Origin of the sequence: Streptomyces sp. NPDC002057 (assembly GCF_040296665.1) — a bacterium.
Lineage (GTDB): Bacteria > Actinomycetota > Actinomycetes > Streptomycetales > Streptomycetaceae > Streptomyces.
Map to the genome: position 1 here is coordinate 186,655 of NZ_JBEOXR010000011.1, position 14,055 is coordinate 200,709.

Below are 14,055 nucleotides of genomic sequence, written 5' to 3' on the forward strand. Positions count from 1 at the left end.
GCGCGGGGCGTCCGTCCGGGAGTGCACCGGGAACGCACGGAGGCGTTCGTCCGGGAGTGCGCCTTCACACGCACGGCGGGCAATGAGCGCGGATGCGGGCCCCTCAGCCCGATGTCCGCCCTGTGAGGCTACGGCCGTCGAGCGGAGGCTTGTCAAGTCCGTCCGGAATATGAGCCGTTCGTCTCATCGTGGTTGACGGGGAAACGGATGCCTGTTCCACTGGGGCCATGCATCCGCAGCAGCTGGTCACGCGCTCCCACATCGACTTCGGTCGCGTGTGGTCCTCTTCCTGTTGAGCCGACCCTCTGCGTCTTCGCCTGTTCCTCCCCTGTGCGCACCCCTGCCCGGGACGTCCTTCATGACGTCCTCCGCGGCTCCTTCACGTGCGCGGCACTGAGCCTCAGAACTCCCCTCGTTCTCCGCCTTCCTCGCTCTCGCCTCTCCTCGTTCTCTTCGCCCGAAAGAGACACATGCCTCTCACGCCCAGCCGTGAGTCCGCGCTGTCCGTGCGCAGGACCACGGCCGACGACCCGTTGGCGCGCCCGCTCCTCGACGAGCTGGCGCACGAGTACACGACCCGGTACGGCTCCGCGCACGATCTGAGCCGCTACCCGGCGGAGGAGTTCGCCCCTCCCCACGGCGCCTTCCTGCTCCTCCTGGAGCAGGGCCGGCCGGTGGCGGGCGGCGCGTACCGCCGCTACGACGACGACACCGCAGAGCTGAAGCGGATCTGGACCCACTCGGCGCACCGCAGGCGCGGACTCGCCCGGCGCGTGCTGACCGTGCTCGAACGGGAGGCCGCCACCCGCGGCTACTCCCGCATCTACCTCACGACCGGACCGCGTCAGCCGGAGGCCAGGGGCCTCTACCTGGCGAGCGGCTACCGCCCGCTCTTCGACGTGTCCGCCGATCCCGAATCGATCGGCCCGCTGCCGTTCGAGAAATTCCTGGAGAACCCGAAGCCATGACCACGCGCACGCGTTCCGGCACCGCACGCACCACGTTCACCTTCGCCCTCATCACCGGCGCCGCCCTCGTCCTCACCGCCTGCTCCGGGGGCGACCCCGCGACGGCCCCGGCCGGGGCGTCGGGCGCCCCGGCCGCCGCGAAGGGCGCGCTCCCGGCCGAGGACGTGGTGTCGGGGGTCGGGAAGAACGAGGCGGCGGCGAAGCTGCTCCCCGCCGACGTCCGGCAGCGGGGCAGCTTCACGATCGCCTCCTCGGTCGCCACCCCGCCCAGCTCGACGTACCTGCCCGACGGCAAGACCGTCGTGGGGGTGGACGCCGACTTCGCGGCGGCCGTGGCGAAGTCGCTCGGTCTGGAGCTGAAGCGCGAGGTGGTCGGCTTCGAGGCGATCCTGCCGGCGCTCGGCAGCGGCAAGTACGACGTCGGTACCGGCAACTTCGGTGTGACCGAGGAGCGGCGCAAGGTCATCGACTTCGTGACGTACATCAACGACGGTCAGGGCTTCGCGAGCCGGGCGGACAGCCCGCTGACGGCGGTCACCGACCTCACGCAGCTGTGCGGTCTGAAGGTGGCCGTGAACGCGGGCACGACCTTCGAGCGGACGCTGGAGGCGAACAAGGACCGCTGCGCCGCGAGCGGCAAGAAGCCGTACGAGGTGAACGTCTTCAGCGAGACCGGGGCGGTCTGGATGTCGCTCCAGCAGGGCCGCAGCGATGTCGTGATGAACACGATCAACGGTCTGCGGTACGCGGTGACGCAGCAGAAGAACGTGAAGTTCCTCAACGAGTACCGGCGGCTCGACGTCGGCTTCGCCTTCAAGAAGGGCACCACGCTCGCGCCCGCCTTCCAGGCCGCGGTGAACGGTCTGAAGGCGGACGGGACGTACGACCGGATCCTGAAGAAGTGGGGCGTGGAGGCCTCGGGCATCGCCACGTCGCAGATCTCGCCCCCGGAGATCCCGGCGCCGAAGAAGTAGCGGCGACGCGGGCCCGTCGGCCCGGCGGGGACGGACCTCCGCCGGGCCGACGGGTCGTCAGCCGTCGCAGGGGCAGCAGCAGTCGCAGCCGCCGCAGTCACCGTTGCCGCAGTCGCAGTTCTGGCAGCAGCCCTCGCGCTTCTTGCGGGACCAGGGTCCCTCGTACTCCTTGGCGCAGCAGATCTGGCAGGTGCAGAAGAGCCAGGTGAACATGGCGCACCCGGCGAGGAAGCCGCGCGGCTTGGGGGCCTGCGGGGCGCCGCCGCCGAACTGCGGCGGCAGCCCGCCGGGCCCGCCCGGTCCGCCGCCTCCGCCCGGCCCGCCGGCGCCGCCCCCGTACGGGTTCCCGCCGCCCCCGTAGGGGTCGTACGGCCCGGGGGCCCCGCCCCCGCCGGCGTACGGGTTGCCCGGTACGGGCCCCTGCCCCGGCCCCGGCGTCCCGTGCGCGCAGGTCGTCGTGGCGAAGGCGCGGTCCACCGAACTCCGCAGCTCGTGGGCGAGCAGGACGTGGGCCAGGGTGCCGTCGGTGAACTCGGCGTCCTTCAGTGCGAGACGGATGCCGTGCAGCGCGTCGTCGGCGAGCCGGCGGGCCTCCTCGCGGGAGGTGCCGGTCGCGGTGAGCGGGTTCCAGGCGCCGGCCTCCGCGTCGGCGGCCTGGTCCTCGACGGCGTCCAGGAGGTGGGCGAGGCGGCCGAAGAGCCGGCCCGCCTCGGCGAGCGGCTCCATGTTCCGGGGCCGTCCGGCGAGGACGGCGGTGTGCGCGAAGGCGGCGGCGGTCGCGGTCTCGGTCGGCTCGGTGACGGCGAGCAGGGAGGTGCCGGGTCCGGCGAGGGCCTCGATCCCGGTCTGGCGGTCGACGGCGTCGACGAGGACGGCGGTGTCGAAGCCGAGGGCGCGGCCGGTCCTGGCTCCGGCCCTGTCCCAGGAGCGGGCGACCCGGCGGGCCGCGGCGGCGACGGGCCGCCGGGCCAACAGGCCGTCCCGGTCGGCGACGTGGTCCCGGACCTTGGCGGAGGCGAGGACGAGCGAGACGGCGGCGGCGAGCCGGGCGCCCTCGCCGCGGGCCACGGGCGCGGTCCGCATCCCCCGCAGCGGGCAGGGTCCGGCGGTGCGCCGTCCGCTCGCCACCGCGCCGGTCTGAGCCTCCGTCAGGACCGAGACGATGAGCCCGTCGTAGTTGGTGACGACCCGGGCGAACTGCCCGTGGTCGGCGCGGAGTGCCAGGCAGAGGCCGCAGAGGTGGGCCATCCACTCGACCTTGAGTCCGTCGGTGAGCCGATGGGTGCAGGGTCTGACGATTCCGAACAAGGACTCCCCCGTGAGTCTTGGGCCTGGGCCGCATGAAGGGCCGCCGGGCGGCTTCGCGGCATCGTAGCGAGCGGTCCGTTCACCCGTACGCGCCCATCGTCACCCTTCCGGCCCGACTTTCATATTTTCAGCTACATGGCCCTCCCTCAGGCCCCGCATACCGTAAGTTTCCTGACGAATCGCCAGCAAACGGTGCTCACGTTCTGCACCAGTACCGTCACGAATCCTCTGCGCGCCGACTATCCACTTGGCGCGCGATCCGCATGATGAAGGACGATAGGGAAATGCGGAACCACAAGTGACCGCGCTGAAAGGAGGCGTCCATGGGATCGGTGCGCAAGGCCAGTGCCTGGCTGGGACTCGTCGAGGACAACGACGAGCGTTACTACGACGACGAGTACGCCGACGGTGCCGAGGGCGGCGACGCCTGGGTGACGGACCCCCGGGTCCGGGTGGCCACGGACACCGCCGAGGAGCGGGGCCGCCGGATCGCCACCGTCTCCCCGGACGGCTTCCGGGACGCCCGGGGCATCGGCGAGCTCTTCCGGGACGGTGTTCCGGTGATCGTGAACCTGACCGCGATGGAGCCGAACGACGCCAAGCGCGTGGTCGACTTCGCCGCCGGTCTCGCCTTCGGTCTGCGCGGTTCGATCGAGCGCGTGGCGACGCGGGTCTTCCTGCTGACCCCCGCCGACACCCAGATCGTCACCGGCGAGACGCACCGGCGCACCCAGGACGGATTCTTCAACCAGAGCTGAGCGGGCCCGCCGGTCCCGGCCGGGCACCCCCGAGGGATCGGGTCAGTGCACCGGACGCCCCGAGCCGGCGGACTCGATCGCCTCCCGGGTCGCGGGCACCCGCGGCTCGGACGGTTCGGCGCGTGCGGAGAGCTTCGCGGGCCCCGGCTCGAACGCCTCGGCGGACACCGCCGCCCCGGACGCCTTCCCCGTCTCGACGGTCCCGCCCGTCCCGGCGCCCTCGACCGTCTCTGCGCTCTCCTCCTGATCCACCGGGCACTCCATCACCCGGGGCAGCCGCCTCGCCATCACCGCGCCGAGGAGCAGCAGCCCGGCGCTCACGAAGAGCGTGAGGTGCAGCCCGTCCACGAAGGCGTGCCGGGCGGCCTGGTGCAGAGCGCCGCCGGCCGCGCCGCCGAGCTGGTCGGCGACCTGATAGGCCTCGCCGAGCGAGTTCGCCGCGGCCCGGCTCGCCTCCTCCGGCACCCCGGGGACCGCGGAGAGCCCGGGGGCGTAGGCCGCGTTCATCACACTGCCGAGCAGGGCGATGCCCATGCCCGCGCCGAGCTGGTACGAGGTCTCGCCGATCGCGGCCGCGCCGCCCGCGCTGCGCTGCGGCGCCTCGCTGAGCATCGACTCGTACGCCGAGAAGAGCGTGGTCTGCAGGCCGAAGCCGAGCAGCACGAAGCCCACCGTGAGCAGCAGCGGCCGGTCGTGCTGCCCCATGAAGGTGAGCAGCAGCACGGCGGCGGCCGTCAGGACGAAGCCCCAGCCGACCATCCGGCGCGGTCCGATCCTGCGCAGGGTGTACGAGCCGGTGGCGCCGGCGGCCATGGCGGCGAAGGTCAGCGGCAGGAGCCGGAGCCCGGTCTCCAGGGGGCTGAGGCCGAGGACCAGCTGGAGGTACTGGACGGCGATGAGCTCCAGGCCGACCAGGGCCAGCATGGCGAGGACGATGCAGCCGACCGAGGTGGTGAAGGCCGCCCGGGAGAAGAGCCGCATGTCGATCAGCGGGTGGGAGCGCCGCTTCTGCCGTCGTACGAAGAGGACGAGGAGCGCGGCGCCGAGGAGCAGCGGCCCGGCGGTCGGGAGGGCTAGGAGCGGGTCGCCGGCTCCGGCGCGCTTGACCCCGAGGACGCAGCCGAGCACACCGGCGGCGGCCATGAGCGCGCCGAGGACGTCCCAGGGGCCGTCGGTGGCGCCCCGGGACTCGGGGAGCAGGCGGCGGCCGAGCGGCAGGATCAGCGCCATCAGCGGAATGTTGATGAGGAAGACGGAGCCCCACCAGTAGTGCTCGACGAGGAAGCCGCCGAGGACCGGTCCGGCGGCGGCCCCGATCGCGGCGACCGCCGTCCAGATGCCGATGGCGGTGGCGCGTTCCCTCCGGTCGGGGAAGACCGCCCGGAGGATGGAGAGCGTGGCGGGCATGATCATGGCGCCGCCGACGCCGAGCAGCGCGCGGGCCGCGATGAGGACCGAGGGTTCGGTGGCGAGCGCGGCGACCGCCGAGGCGATGCCGAAGAGCGCGTAACCGAGGAGGAGGATCCTGCGCCGCCCGACCCGGTCCCCGAGGGTGCCGAAGAGGATCAGGAGCGAGGCGCAGATCAGGGGGTAGGCGTCGACGATCCAGAGCAGCGCGGTGGAGCTGGGGCGCAGGTCCTCGGTGAGCGAGGGGACGGCGACGTGGAGGATGGTCGCGTCGAGCGCGACCAGGAGGAGGCTGACGCAGAGGACGACAAGGACGACCCAGCGGTTGGCTCCGCCGCCGGCTGCGGCACGGGGTCGTCCTTGGGCCGTGTTCGTCCGCGACATGTACGTACCTCCCAGTGAAGCTCTCGCGCTCGGCGGGCCCCGACCAGGGCTTATGCCCCTGGGGCGGCCCGGCATCGACGGGCGAGTGAGCCGTCAGCGTACGCGAGTTCAAGCCCCGAGCGCGTGGTGCAGCTCTCACCCCGGCGGGCCTCGCGGTGTGGCGTACGCCACTCGGGCGGCCCCGCGCGTCGCATGGAATTCCGTACGGACGCGCGTTTGAAGCAATTCCCCGGCATTCAAACACCCTTCCGGAATCACCCCACCGGCAATAGAGCCGAAGGTCATCGGATTTCCCGACGGACGCCTGAAATAGGACGGCCACTGAGACCTACTCCACATCACATCAACATCACGAAGGGACCGGATCGACCGGGTCGGCTTCTCACTCCCTGTAACGTCGATTGGGTGCGTACCGACATCTTTGCCCGGCTGGACCGGGAGCCGGAACCGCCGAAGATAGAGGTCCCGCGGATGACCCGCACGCGTCTCGCCCTCTTCGGCGGGACGTCGGCGTTCTATCTCGTCATGGTCGTCGCCGTGCTGCTCTCGACGTGGCTGGTGACCCTCGACTGGAAGATCATGCTCTTCCGGCCCTACCAGCAGTGGCCGGAGATCCACGGCTTCCTCGACTATTACGTCGTCCTCGGTCAGCGCGGCCCCACGGCCGTCATGGTGGCCGCATGGCTGGGCTGGCGCTCCTGGCGCCAGCACACCCTGCGGCCACTGCTCTGTCTCGGCGCCGCTCTTCTGCTGCTCAACGTCTCGGTCGGCGCGGTCAAGCTCGGACTCGGCCGCCTCGGACCCCACTACGCGACCCAGGTCGGCTCTGCCGAGCTCTTCGCGGGCGGCGACATATTCCCCTCCGGTCACACCGCCAACGCGGTCGTGACCTGGGGCATCCTCGCCTACCTGGCGACCACCCCGCGGGCCAGGCGCTACCTCTCCGCGCTCTCCGCCGTCGTCGCGCTCGGTGTCGGACTCACCACCGTCTACCTGGGCACGCACTGGCTGAGCGACGTGCTCCTGGGCTGGGCCGCCGGGCTTCTCGTGCTCCTGGCGCTGCCCTGGTGCGAGCCGGTCATCGCCGTGGCGGAGTCGTGGATCCTCGCCGCGCGCGACCGGGTACGGGACCGGCTGCGGGACCGCCGCCGTCTGGTGCCCTCGCTGCCCGTGGCCTCGGGCGGTCCGCGTCCGGGGTTCTTCCCGCCGCGTCCGGCCGGGTCGGAGGAGCCGGTCCGGGAGAAGGTGGGAGTGGCCGGCCGCCGCGCCCCGGCGACCCGCGGCTGACCGCGAGCACGCCCCTCACGTACGGGAAAGGGCCCCGGCCGATGTCGGCCGGGGCCCTTCCGCGTGCTCGGACACGACGTGCCCCGGGCTCCCCCGGGAGCCCTCAGCCCACCCAGGAGCGGGTGACCGTGCCGTCCTCGACCTCGAAGTTGATGCGTCCGACCAGGTACTCCATGGTGACGATCGCACCGGGCGGCAGCGACCTGACGGTGCTCCAGCCCCGCGTCCTGGCGAGGCGTGCGGCGCCTTCCGCGTCGAGGCCCACATAGGACTCGGGGCGGTCGCGGGGCGGTTCGGGAGTGCGCGATGTGGGTGCCATGGCCCTCACGTTAGTCCCTTCGCGGTCACGCTTGTGTCACAAGTTCTCGACATATGTTTGGCATGCCCCCCGTCACTCGGAGGGACCGTTTCCGGCCGCTTCTCCAGTAATTCCGAACGACATCCAGCAGTTCGTACGAAGGAAGCGGAAGCACCGATAGGACGCGGGTAATTCCCGCTTCCCGCACCGCACGCCCCGAATTGTCTCGGCGACGCGCACGCGAGCCGCTCACTCTTCCCTTACACAATGCTTACGCTGTCCGAACGCCCGGAGACGCGGAGCCGGGACGACGGCGAGGCGGAGGCAACGGGATGGGTGTCGGGACAGCGACCGCGACCGTCGAATCGGCCCGGCAACAGCAGGGCCGGGTCCTGATCGACTGGCTCACCACCACCGACCACAAGAAGATCGGCCACCTCTACCTGGTGACCTCGTTCGTCTTCTTCCTCGTCGGGGGGATCCTGGCGATGCTGATGCGCGCCGAGCTGGCCCGCCCCGGACTGCAGCTGATCTCGAACCAGGAGTTCAACCAGGCCTTCACCCTGCACGGCACGATCATGCTGCTGCTCTTCGCCACCCCCACCTTCGCCGGCTTCGCCAACGAACTGGTGCCGCTGCAGATCGGCGCGCCGGACGTCGCCTTCCCGCGGCTGAACATGTTCTCGTACTGGCTGTTCCTCTTCGGCAGCCTCATGGTGCTGGGCTCGCTGCTCACCCCGTCCGGCCCGGCCGCCTTCGGCTGGACCGCCTACGCCCCGCTCAACAGCCTGGAGCGCTCACCGGGCGTCGGCGTCGACCTGTGGATCATGGGCCTCGCCCTCTCCGGCTTCGGCACCATCCTGGCCTCGGTGAACTTCCTCGCCACCATCATCGGGATGCGGGCACCGGGCATGACCATGTTCCGGATGCCGATCTTCACCTGGAACGTGCTCTTCACCGCGATCCTGGTGCTCCTCGCCTTCCCCGTCCTCGCGGCGGCGCTGCTCGTCCTGGAGGCGGACCGGCGCCTCGGCACCCTGGTCTTCCAGCCCGAGTACGGGGGCGCGCTGCTCTGGCAGCACCTCTTCTGGTTCTTCGGCCACCCCGAGGTCTACATCATCGCGCTGCCGTTCTTCGGGATCGTCAGCGAGATCATCCCGGTCTTCGCCCGCAAGCCGATCTTCGGGTACGCGACGCTGATCGCCGCCACCATGACGATCACCGGCCTCTCGGTCGTCGTCTGGGCCCACCACATGTTCGCGACCGGCGCGGTGCTGCTGCCCTTCTTCTCCCTGCTCTCGTTCCTCATCGCGGTGCCCACCGGGGTGAAGTTCTTCAACTGGACCGGGACGATGCTGCGGGGATCGCTCTCCTTCGAGACCCCGATGCTGTGGTCCGTCGGCTTCCTGGTGTCGTTCCTCTTCGGCGGCCTGACCGGCGTGATCCTCGCCTCGCCGCCGATGGACTTCGCCGTCACCGACTCGTACTTCGTGGTGGCCCACTTCCACTACACGGTCTTCGGCACGGTCGTCTTCGCCACCTTCGCCGGCTTCTCCTTCTGGTGGCCCAAGTTCACCGGCCGGATGCTCGACGAGCGGATCGGGAAGGTCCACTTCTGGACCCTCTTCACCGGGTTCCACCTGACCTTCCTCGTACAGCACTGGCTCGGCGCGGAGGGCATGCCCCGGCGGTACGCCGACTACCTGTGGGCGGACGGCTTCACCGCGCTCAACACCCTCTCCACCATCGGCGCCTTCCTGCTCGGCGCCTCCACGCTGCCGTTCCTCTACAACGTGTGGCGGACCACCCGGTACGGCACGAAGGTCGACGTGGACGACCCCTGGGGCTTCGGCCGCTCCCTGGAGTGGGCGACCTCCTGCCCGCCGCCCCGCCACAACTTCGACGCCGTGCCCCGGATCCGCTCCGAGGCACCCGCCTTCGACCTGCACCACCCGGAGTTCGCGGCCTACGAGCGGATGCGGATCACGAGCCCTCCGCCGGAGCACCGGCCGACCGGTCGAGGGACCGGGACAGAAGGTCCCTGAGCGCCCGGACCCGCTCGACCAGCTCCGGCGGATCGAGCACCTCGAACTCGAAGCCGATCAGCGACACGTGGATCACCATCACGTCGAGGCTGTGGGCGCCGGTGCGCAGCAGGCAGGCGTCCTCCCCGTCCGCGGTCAGGACGCCGTCGGCGGCGCCGACGGCCGCGGCGGCCTCGGCGAGCGGCACGTGCAGCCGGATCGTCGCCTCGGTCGCGTACGCGCCGGTGGACACGCCCTTCGCCACATAGGCGGCCAGATCCTCGGCGGGCGGCTCGCGGGGCGGGAAGCGGGGGCCGTGCGGCGGCGTCGGCACGATCCGGTCCGCCCGGAAGGTGCGCCAGTCGGCCCGGTCCACGTCCCAGGCCACCAGGTACCAGCGCCGCTCGCTGCACACGAGGCGGTGCGGCTCGACGGTCCTGCGGGTGGCGGCGCCGCCGTGGTCGCGGTAATCGAAACGCAGCCGCTCGGTGTCCCGGCAGGCGTTGGCGAGCTCGGTGAGCACGGCCGGGTCGATCCGCTCGCGCGGGGTACGCATCATCGGCACGGTGAAGGCGTTCAGGGCGCTCACCCGGCGCCGCAGCCGTCCGGGGAGCACCTGCTCCAGCTTGGCCAGGGCCCGTACGGAGCTCTCGCCGATGCCCTCGACGCCCTGCCCGGCGGCGGCGCGCAGGCCGACCGCGACCGCCACGGCCTCCTCGTCGTCGAGGAGCAGCGGCGGCAGCTCGGCACCCGCGCCGAGCTGGTACCCGCCGCCGGTGCCGGGGCTCGCGTTCACGGGGTACCCGAGTTCCCGCAGCCGGTCGACGTCCCGCCGTACCGTGCGGGGCGTGACCCCGAGCCGGTCGGCGAGATCGGGGCCGGACCATTCCCGGTGGGCCTGGAGCAGCGAGAGCAGACGCAAGAGCCGTGCGGAGGTCTCCAACATGGCGCCGAGTCTGCCAGCACTCGCGGACGACTTCTGTCCGCGATACGGGAGATTTCGGCGGCCCGGTGTCCCCCGACGCGGCCCCCGGCGTCAGCGGAAGCGGCGGACCAGTCGGCCGACCCTCGCCTTCAGGCTGTACACCGCGTCGACGGCCCGGCCGACCCCGCGATGCAGCGTCACCCGGCCCGGCGGATGGGTGCGCCGGCTCGCGCCCCGCTCCACGAGCTCCGCCCAGAGCGCCTCGTGCCGGGCCGCGATCCGGGCCGGGTCGAAGCGCTCGGACGCGTCCAGCGCCGCCCGCGCCGTCTTGGCGCGCAGCTCCTCGTCCTCGATCAGCCGGCGCAGCGCACGGGCGAACGCGGCCACGTCGCCGACCGGCACGAGCAGCCCGTCGACCCCGTCCTCGATGATCTCGCCCGGCCCGTGCGGGCAGTCGGTGGAGACCACCGGGAGCCCGCAGCGCATCGCCTCGACGATGGTCATGCCGAAGGACTCGCGCTCCGAGGCCACGGCGGCGATCGAGCCCTTGACCAGCTCCGGTTCGAGCGGGGTCACCGAGCCCATGAGGAAGACCCGCTCGCCGAGGTCCCGGTCCTTGATCTGCCGGGCCAGCGGCGCCTTGAGGTCCTGGACGGCGTCACCGGTGCCGTAGATCCGCAGCTTCCAGTCGGGGTGGTCGGCGGTGGCCTCCGCGAAGGCGTCGATCAGCAGGTCGTACCGCTTGACGCGGGTCAGCCGGCCGGCCGTGACGACGGTCTTCGCCGCGGGGTCGGCGGGCCCCACCGGGGGCGCGGGGACGCTGTTGGGCACGGACTCGACGCGTACGCCGGACAGCCCCAGCCTCCGGTAGGCGCGGGCGTCCGCGTCGGTGACGGTCGTGACGGCGTCGAGGAGCGCATACTCGTGGCCGATGTCCCGGCGCAGCCGGTAGCTGTGGCCGTCCAGTATCAGGTGCTCCTGACCGATGAGGACCGGCCCCCGCCGGGCCTGGCGGGTGAGGTGCGCGATGAGCCCGGGGCGGGTGCCGACGAGGACGTCGGCCTCCACTCCGCGCAGGTGCTCCCCGATGCGGGCGTCGGTGAGGGCGCTGTACTGCCTCCACCGTCCGTCGCCGCGCGGGAAGACCTCGGCGGGGCGGTGGAAGTCGGGGTGGTCGCCGTCGTATCCGGGGCTGTCCTTGCGCAGGTCGACGAGGTGGCGCAGCGTCACCCCGGCGGGCAGGCCGAGGAGCGGGCGGTCGCGGTGGCGGAACACCGAGACGATCTCGACCTCGTGACGTCCCGCCAGTTCCTCGGCGAGGGTGAACGTCGTCCGGATCGTGCCGCCGTAGTGGTAGCCGTTGTGGAGCAGAAAGGAGATGCGCATCGTAGCTGCCGGTTCCCCCCGGTCAGTTGATCGGTCGCTCGACTGTACTGCCGGTGACGGGCGGGTGCTCACGGGCGGTAGCCGGGCCGGGGGCGGGCGCCCGGTTCTCCGTCAGGTCGCCCGTCCCCCGGCCGCGCCGCCGACCGCCCCCGGACGGGCGGGCGTTCCGGGTCAGAGCGGGTCGAGCCGCAGCATCATGCCGACGACGACCCGGTTCGGGTCCGCCCCGATCAGGCTGCGGTTCGCGGCGTACAGCGCCTTCCAGCCGCCCTTGGTCCCGAAGCGGCGGGCGATGGAGCTGAGCGTGTCGCCGCTCTGGACGGTGTGGACGCGGCCGCTCAGCCCGTACCGCTTGGAGCAGACGGGCCAGGCCCCCCACCCCTGGGCGCGGAGCACCTCCTCGGCGATGGTGATCTGCTGCTGCCGGGTCGCCAGGTCGGCGCGCAGGGCGTACTTCTGTCCGCCGAACTCGACCCAGGTCGGGTGCCAGAACTGGAGTCCGCCGTAGAAGCCGTTGCCGGTGTTGATGTGCCAGTTCCCGCTGCTCTCGCACTCGGCGACGCAGCCCCACGGCCACTGGTCCTTCGCGCACGGGTAGGAGGGCACGGCGGCGGCCGTGCGAATCCCGTCGGAGAGGTCCTGGAGCACGGCGGACGTGTTCCGGGGCCCCTCCGGCAGGTCCGCGGCCCGGGCGGGGGCCGGGGACAGGGTCAGCAGCGCGGAGACGGACGCCGCCACGAGGGAACCGGTTGTCCAAAATCGGATCTTCGACATCGGGGCAGGCTAGGCAGCCCTCCGGCACCCCCGCCCCGTGCCGCGCGGAACACTGTTCACACCCCACCCGGTCGGAGTCACCCGGCCTTCCGCACGAGCCGGTGGAACTTGCCTCGCTTCCGCGCGTGACCCCGGCCGAGCCTGACCCGTTGAACTCGGCATGAGGCGACCGGGAACGGCCCGGCGTCCCCCCGTACCGAGTCCAGGGAGCCCCCCGTGCCGCGCATGCTCGACGTCAGCGAGGACGTACGCGCCGAGATCGGCGACGAAGAAGCGGACCGGCTGCTCGCCGGCGACAACGCCCCGGGCAGCTACGACTGCACCTCCTGCCGCACGCAGGGGGACTCCGAGCAGGAGCGCACCAGCACGGTGCTGTTCGTCGGCGACGAGACCGCGGTCCTCGCGTTCGCCCACGCCAGCTGCATTCCGTCGCAGGTCGTCCGGGTCGCCGAGGAGCAGCTGCAGGGCGCCGTCGCCTCGATCACGGCCTCGGACGCCGCCGACGCGCTGTCCGCCGCCCACCCCGAGCAGGCCGTGCTCGGGGTCACCAGCGGTCTCGTCCTGATCGAGGGCGAGCTGCACCCGGCCCTCGTCGTGGAGCCGACCGCCCCGGTGGCCCGTCCGGGTTCGGACGGTCTCACCGACGAGTTCCTGCCGCTCCTGGCCGACCAGGGCTTCCAGCAGATCATGGACCTGAACGCGAAGCCGGCGGTGCTGCCGGGCTGGTCGGTCCTGGTCGCCATGGGCCAGCTGCACTCCGTCCTCCAGCCGGGTCCCGGCGGCGCCGGTCAGGCCGCCTGGTGGCAGGCGCACCAGCCGCTCCAGGTCACCGAGGGCTGGCGCGCGGCGGCCAACAAGTCGCACACGGTGCTGGTCTTCGCCGCCCCGGTGGGCTCCATCGGCCAGCAGCCGCGCGAGGACCTGCTGCGCGACGCGCTGGAGAAGGCCGCGGCGAACGGGCGCCTGGTCGCCGCCGCGATGCCGCTGGCCGGTACCTGATGTACGACGGCCGGCCGGGCATAGGGTGGACGCGGGTCCCCGGCGTACCGGCGGTGCCCTCGGGCTCCGCGGGGCGGGGGGCTCCGGCCGTGCCGCGTCCCCGGCGGGCGTCGCTTTCGGAGAGCCGCCCGCATCCGACGGGCGGCGGTGTCGTTGGCACCTACGTGCACGCATACGACCCCTTCCCCCAGCCGTATCCGAGTCAGATCCCTTCGATGCGCCCCGCGCAGGACGTCGCGGCGGGCCCTTCGCCCACGCCGATCTACGACGCCCTGTACTCGGAGTACCGGAGGTCGTTCCGCACGCTGCCGGGTGACCGCAGCGGCGAGGAGGAGCTGACCTTCCGGGCCTTCGGCACGGCCATGAGCACGGGCGTGCACGGGGCCGGGCAGGGGCAGCGGTACACGGCGGCGCATCCGACGGCGTGGTCGGCGCAGCATCCCCCCGCGCACACCCGGCCGGCGCTGCCGCCGGGGCCCCGCAGGGGCTTCTGAGAGACGTCGCCGGGGACAGACCGGGGGAACGGCGGAGGGCCGGGGCGCTGGGTGACACCCGGGCTCCTC

General features: G+C 72.2%; 13 protein-coding genes. 7 read left to right on the top strand and 6 right to left on the bottom strand.

Annotated features, from left to right (window positions below):
* The first annotated feature begins 470 nt into the window (after positions 1–470).
* Positions 471–968, top strand: coding sequence for a GNAT family N-acetyltransferase (locus tag ABT129_RS12680; protein ID WP_351900108.1), 498 nt, complete (start codon positions 471–473; stop codon positions 966–968).
* Positions 965–1,942: an ABC transporter substrate-binding protein gene (locus tag ABT129_RS12685; RefSeq protein ID WP_351900109.1), complete on the top strand. Its 978-nt coding sequence runs from the start codon at positions 965–967 to the stop codon at positions 1,940–1,942. The genes ABT129_RS12680 and ABT129_RS12685 overlap by 4 nt, the downstream gene beginning before the upstream one ends.
* A gap of 57 nt (positions 1,943–1,999) precedes the next feature.
* On the opposite strand, the gene ABT129_RS12690 is transcribed toward ABT129_RS12685, so the two are convergent.
* A complete protein-coding gene (locus tag ABT129_RS12690) occupies positions 2,000–3,250 on the bottom strand; it encodes a DUF5685 family protein (RefSeq protein ID WP_351900110.1) in 1,251 nt (416 codons plus the stop codon).
* Between the two features lie 323 nt (positions 3,251–3,573).
* Between ABT129_RS12690 and ABT129_RS12695 the strand changes: the two genes are divergently transcribed.
* Positions 3,574–4,008, top strand: a complete 435-nt coding sequence (locus ABT129_RS12695; protein WP_351900112.1) for a cell division protein SepF — start codon at positions 3,574–3,576, stop codon at positions 4,006–4,008.
* A gap of 42 nt (positions 4,009–4,050) precedes the next feature.
* Here ABT129_RS12695 and ABT129_RS12700 read toward each other — a convergent pair whose 3' ends face one another.
* Entirely contained in the window at positions 4,051–5,799 is a 1,749-nt protein-coding gene (locus ABT129_RS12700; RefSeq protein WP_351900113.1) for an MFS transporter, read from the bottom strand.
* 471 nt (positions 5,800–6,270) lie between these two features.
* Between ABT129_RS12700 and ABT129_RS12705 the strand changes: the two genes are divergently transcribed.
* Complete coding sequence (locus ABT129_RS12705; protein WP_502981735.1) at positions 6,271–7,086, top strand: phosphatase PAP2 family protein; 816 nt, start codon at positions 6,271–6,273, stop codon at positions 7,084–7,086.
* A gap of 103 nt (positions 7,087–7,189) precedes the next feature.
* Here the strand turns inward: ABT129_RS12705 and ABT129_RS12710 are convergent, their stop codons facing one another.
* Positions 7,190–7,405, bottom strand: a complete 216-nt coding sequence (locus tag ABT129_RS12710; protein ID WP_351900115.1) for an I78 family peptidase inhibitor — start codon at positions 7,403–7,405, stop codon at positions 7,190–7,192.
* 311 nt (positions 7,406–7,716) lie between these two features.
* Between ABT129_RS12710 and ctaD the strand changes: the two genes are divergently transcribed.
* Positions 7,717–9,429 carry an aa3-type cytochrome oxidase subunit I gene (gene ctaD, locus ABT129_RS12715; protein ID WP_351900117.1) on the top strand — a complete coding sequence of 571 codons (1,713 nt, stop codon included), beginning with the start codon at positions 7,717–7,719 and terminating at the stop codon, positions 9,427–9,429.
* On the opposite strand, the gene ABT129_RS12720 is transcribed toward ctaD, so the two are convergent.
* The 3 genes from ABT129_RS12720 to ABT129_RS12730 form a co-directional block, all read right to left on the bottom strand.
* Positions 9,368–10,354 (bottom strand): helix-turn-helix transcriptional regulator, encoded by a 987-nt coding sequence (locus ABT129_RS12720; RefSeq protein WP_351900118.1) that lies wholly within the window; start codon positions 10,352–10,354, stop codon positions 9,368–9,370. The genes ctaD and ABT129_RS12720 overlap by 62 nt on opposite strands.
* A 90-nt stretch (positions 10,355–10,444) precedes the next feature.
* Positions 10,445–11,719 carry a glycosyltransferase family 4 protein gene (locus ABT129_RS12725; RefSeq protein WP_351900120.1) on the bottom strand — a complete coding sequence of 425 codons (1,275 nt, stop codon included), beginning with the start codon at positions 11,717–11,719 and terminating at the stop codon, positions 10,445–10,447.
* Positions 11,720–11,890: 171 nt separating this feature from the next.
* Positions 11,891–12,493, bottom strand: coding sequence for a LysM peptidoglycan-binding domain-containing protein (locus tag ABT129_RS12730; RefSeq protein WP_351900122.1), 603 nt, complete (start codon positions 12,491–12,493; stop codon positions 11,891–11,893).
* Between the two features lie 216 nt (positions 12,494–12,709).
* Here ABT129_RS12730 and ABT129_RS12735 point away from each other — a divergent pair, with 216 nt between their 5' ends.
* Both ABT129_RS12735 and ABT129_RS12740 read left to right on the top strand, forming a co-directional pair.
* Positions 12,710–13,492 (top strand): DUF8842 C-terminal domain-containing protein, encoded by a 783-nt coding sequence (locus ABT129_RS12735; RefSeq protein WP_351900123.1) that lies wholly within the window; start codon positions 12,710–12,712, stop codon positions 13,490–13,492.
* Between the two features lie 164 nt (positions 13,493–13,656).
* Positions 13,657–13,986: a hypothetical protein gene (locus ABT129_RS12740; RefSeq protein ID WP_502981736.1), complete on the top strand. Its 330-nt coding sequence runs from the start codon at positions 13,657–13,659 to the stop codon at positions 13,984–13,986.
* Positions 13,987–14,055: the final 69 nt, after the last annotated feature.

Excerpts from the sequence above, each read along its gene's own strand:
- ABT129_RS12710 (WP_351900115.1), bottom strand. The coding sequence starts at position 7,405 with ATGGCACCCACATCGCGCACTCCCGAACCGCCCCGCGACCGCCCCGAG.
- ABT129_RS12720 (WP_351900118.1), bottom strand. The coding sequence starts at position 10,354 with ATGTTGGAGACCTCCGCACGGCTCTTGCGTCTGCTCTCGCTGCTCCAG.
- ABT129_RS12730 (WP_351900122.1), bottom strand. The coding sequence starts at position 12,493 with ATGTCGAAGATCCGATTTTGGACAACCGGTTCCCTCGTGGCGGCGTCC.
- ABT129_RS12725 (WP_351900120.1), bottom strand. The coding sequence starts at position 11,719 with ATGCGCATCTCCTTTCTGCTCCACAACGGCTACCACTACGGCGGCACG.
- ABT129_RS12685 (WP_351900109.1), top strand. The coding sequence starts at position 965 with ATGACCACGCGCACGCGTTCCGGCACCGCACGCACCACGTTCACCTTC.
- ABT129_RS12680 (WP_351900108.1), top strand. The coding sequence starts at position 471 with ATGCCTCTCACGCCCAGCCGTGAGTCCGCGCTGTCCGTGCGCAGGACC.
- ABT129_RS12700 (WP_351900113.1), bottom strand. The coding sequence starts at position 5,799 with ATGTCGCGGACGAACACGGCCCAAGGACGACCCCGTGCCGCAGCCGGC.
- ABT129_RS12695 (WP_351900112.1), top strand. The coding sequence starts at position 3,574 with ATGGGATCGGTGCGCAAGGCCAGTGCCTGGCTGGGACTCGTCGAGGAC.
- ABT129_RS12705 (WP_502981735.1), top strand. The coding sequence starts at position 6,271 with ATGACCCGCACGCGTCTCGCCCTCTTCGGCGGGACGTCGGCGTTCTAT.
- ctaD (WP_351900117.1), top strand. The coding sequence starts at position 7,717 with ATGGGTGTCGGGACAGCGACCGCGACCGTCGAATCGGCCCGGCAACAG.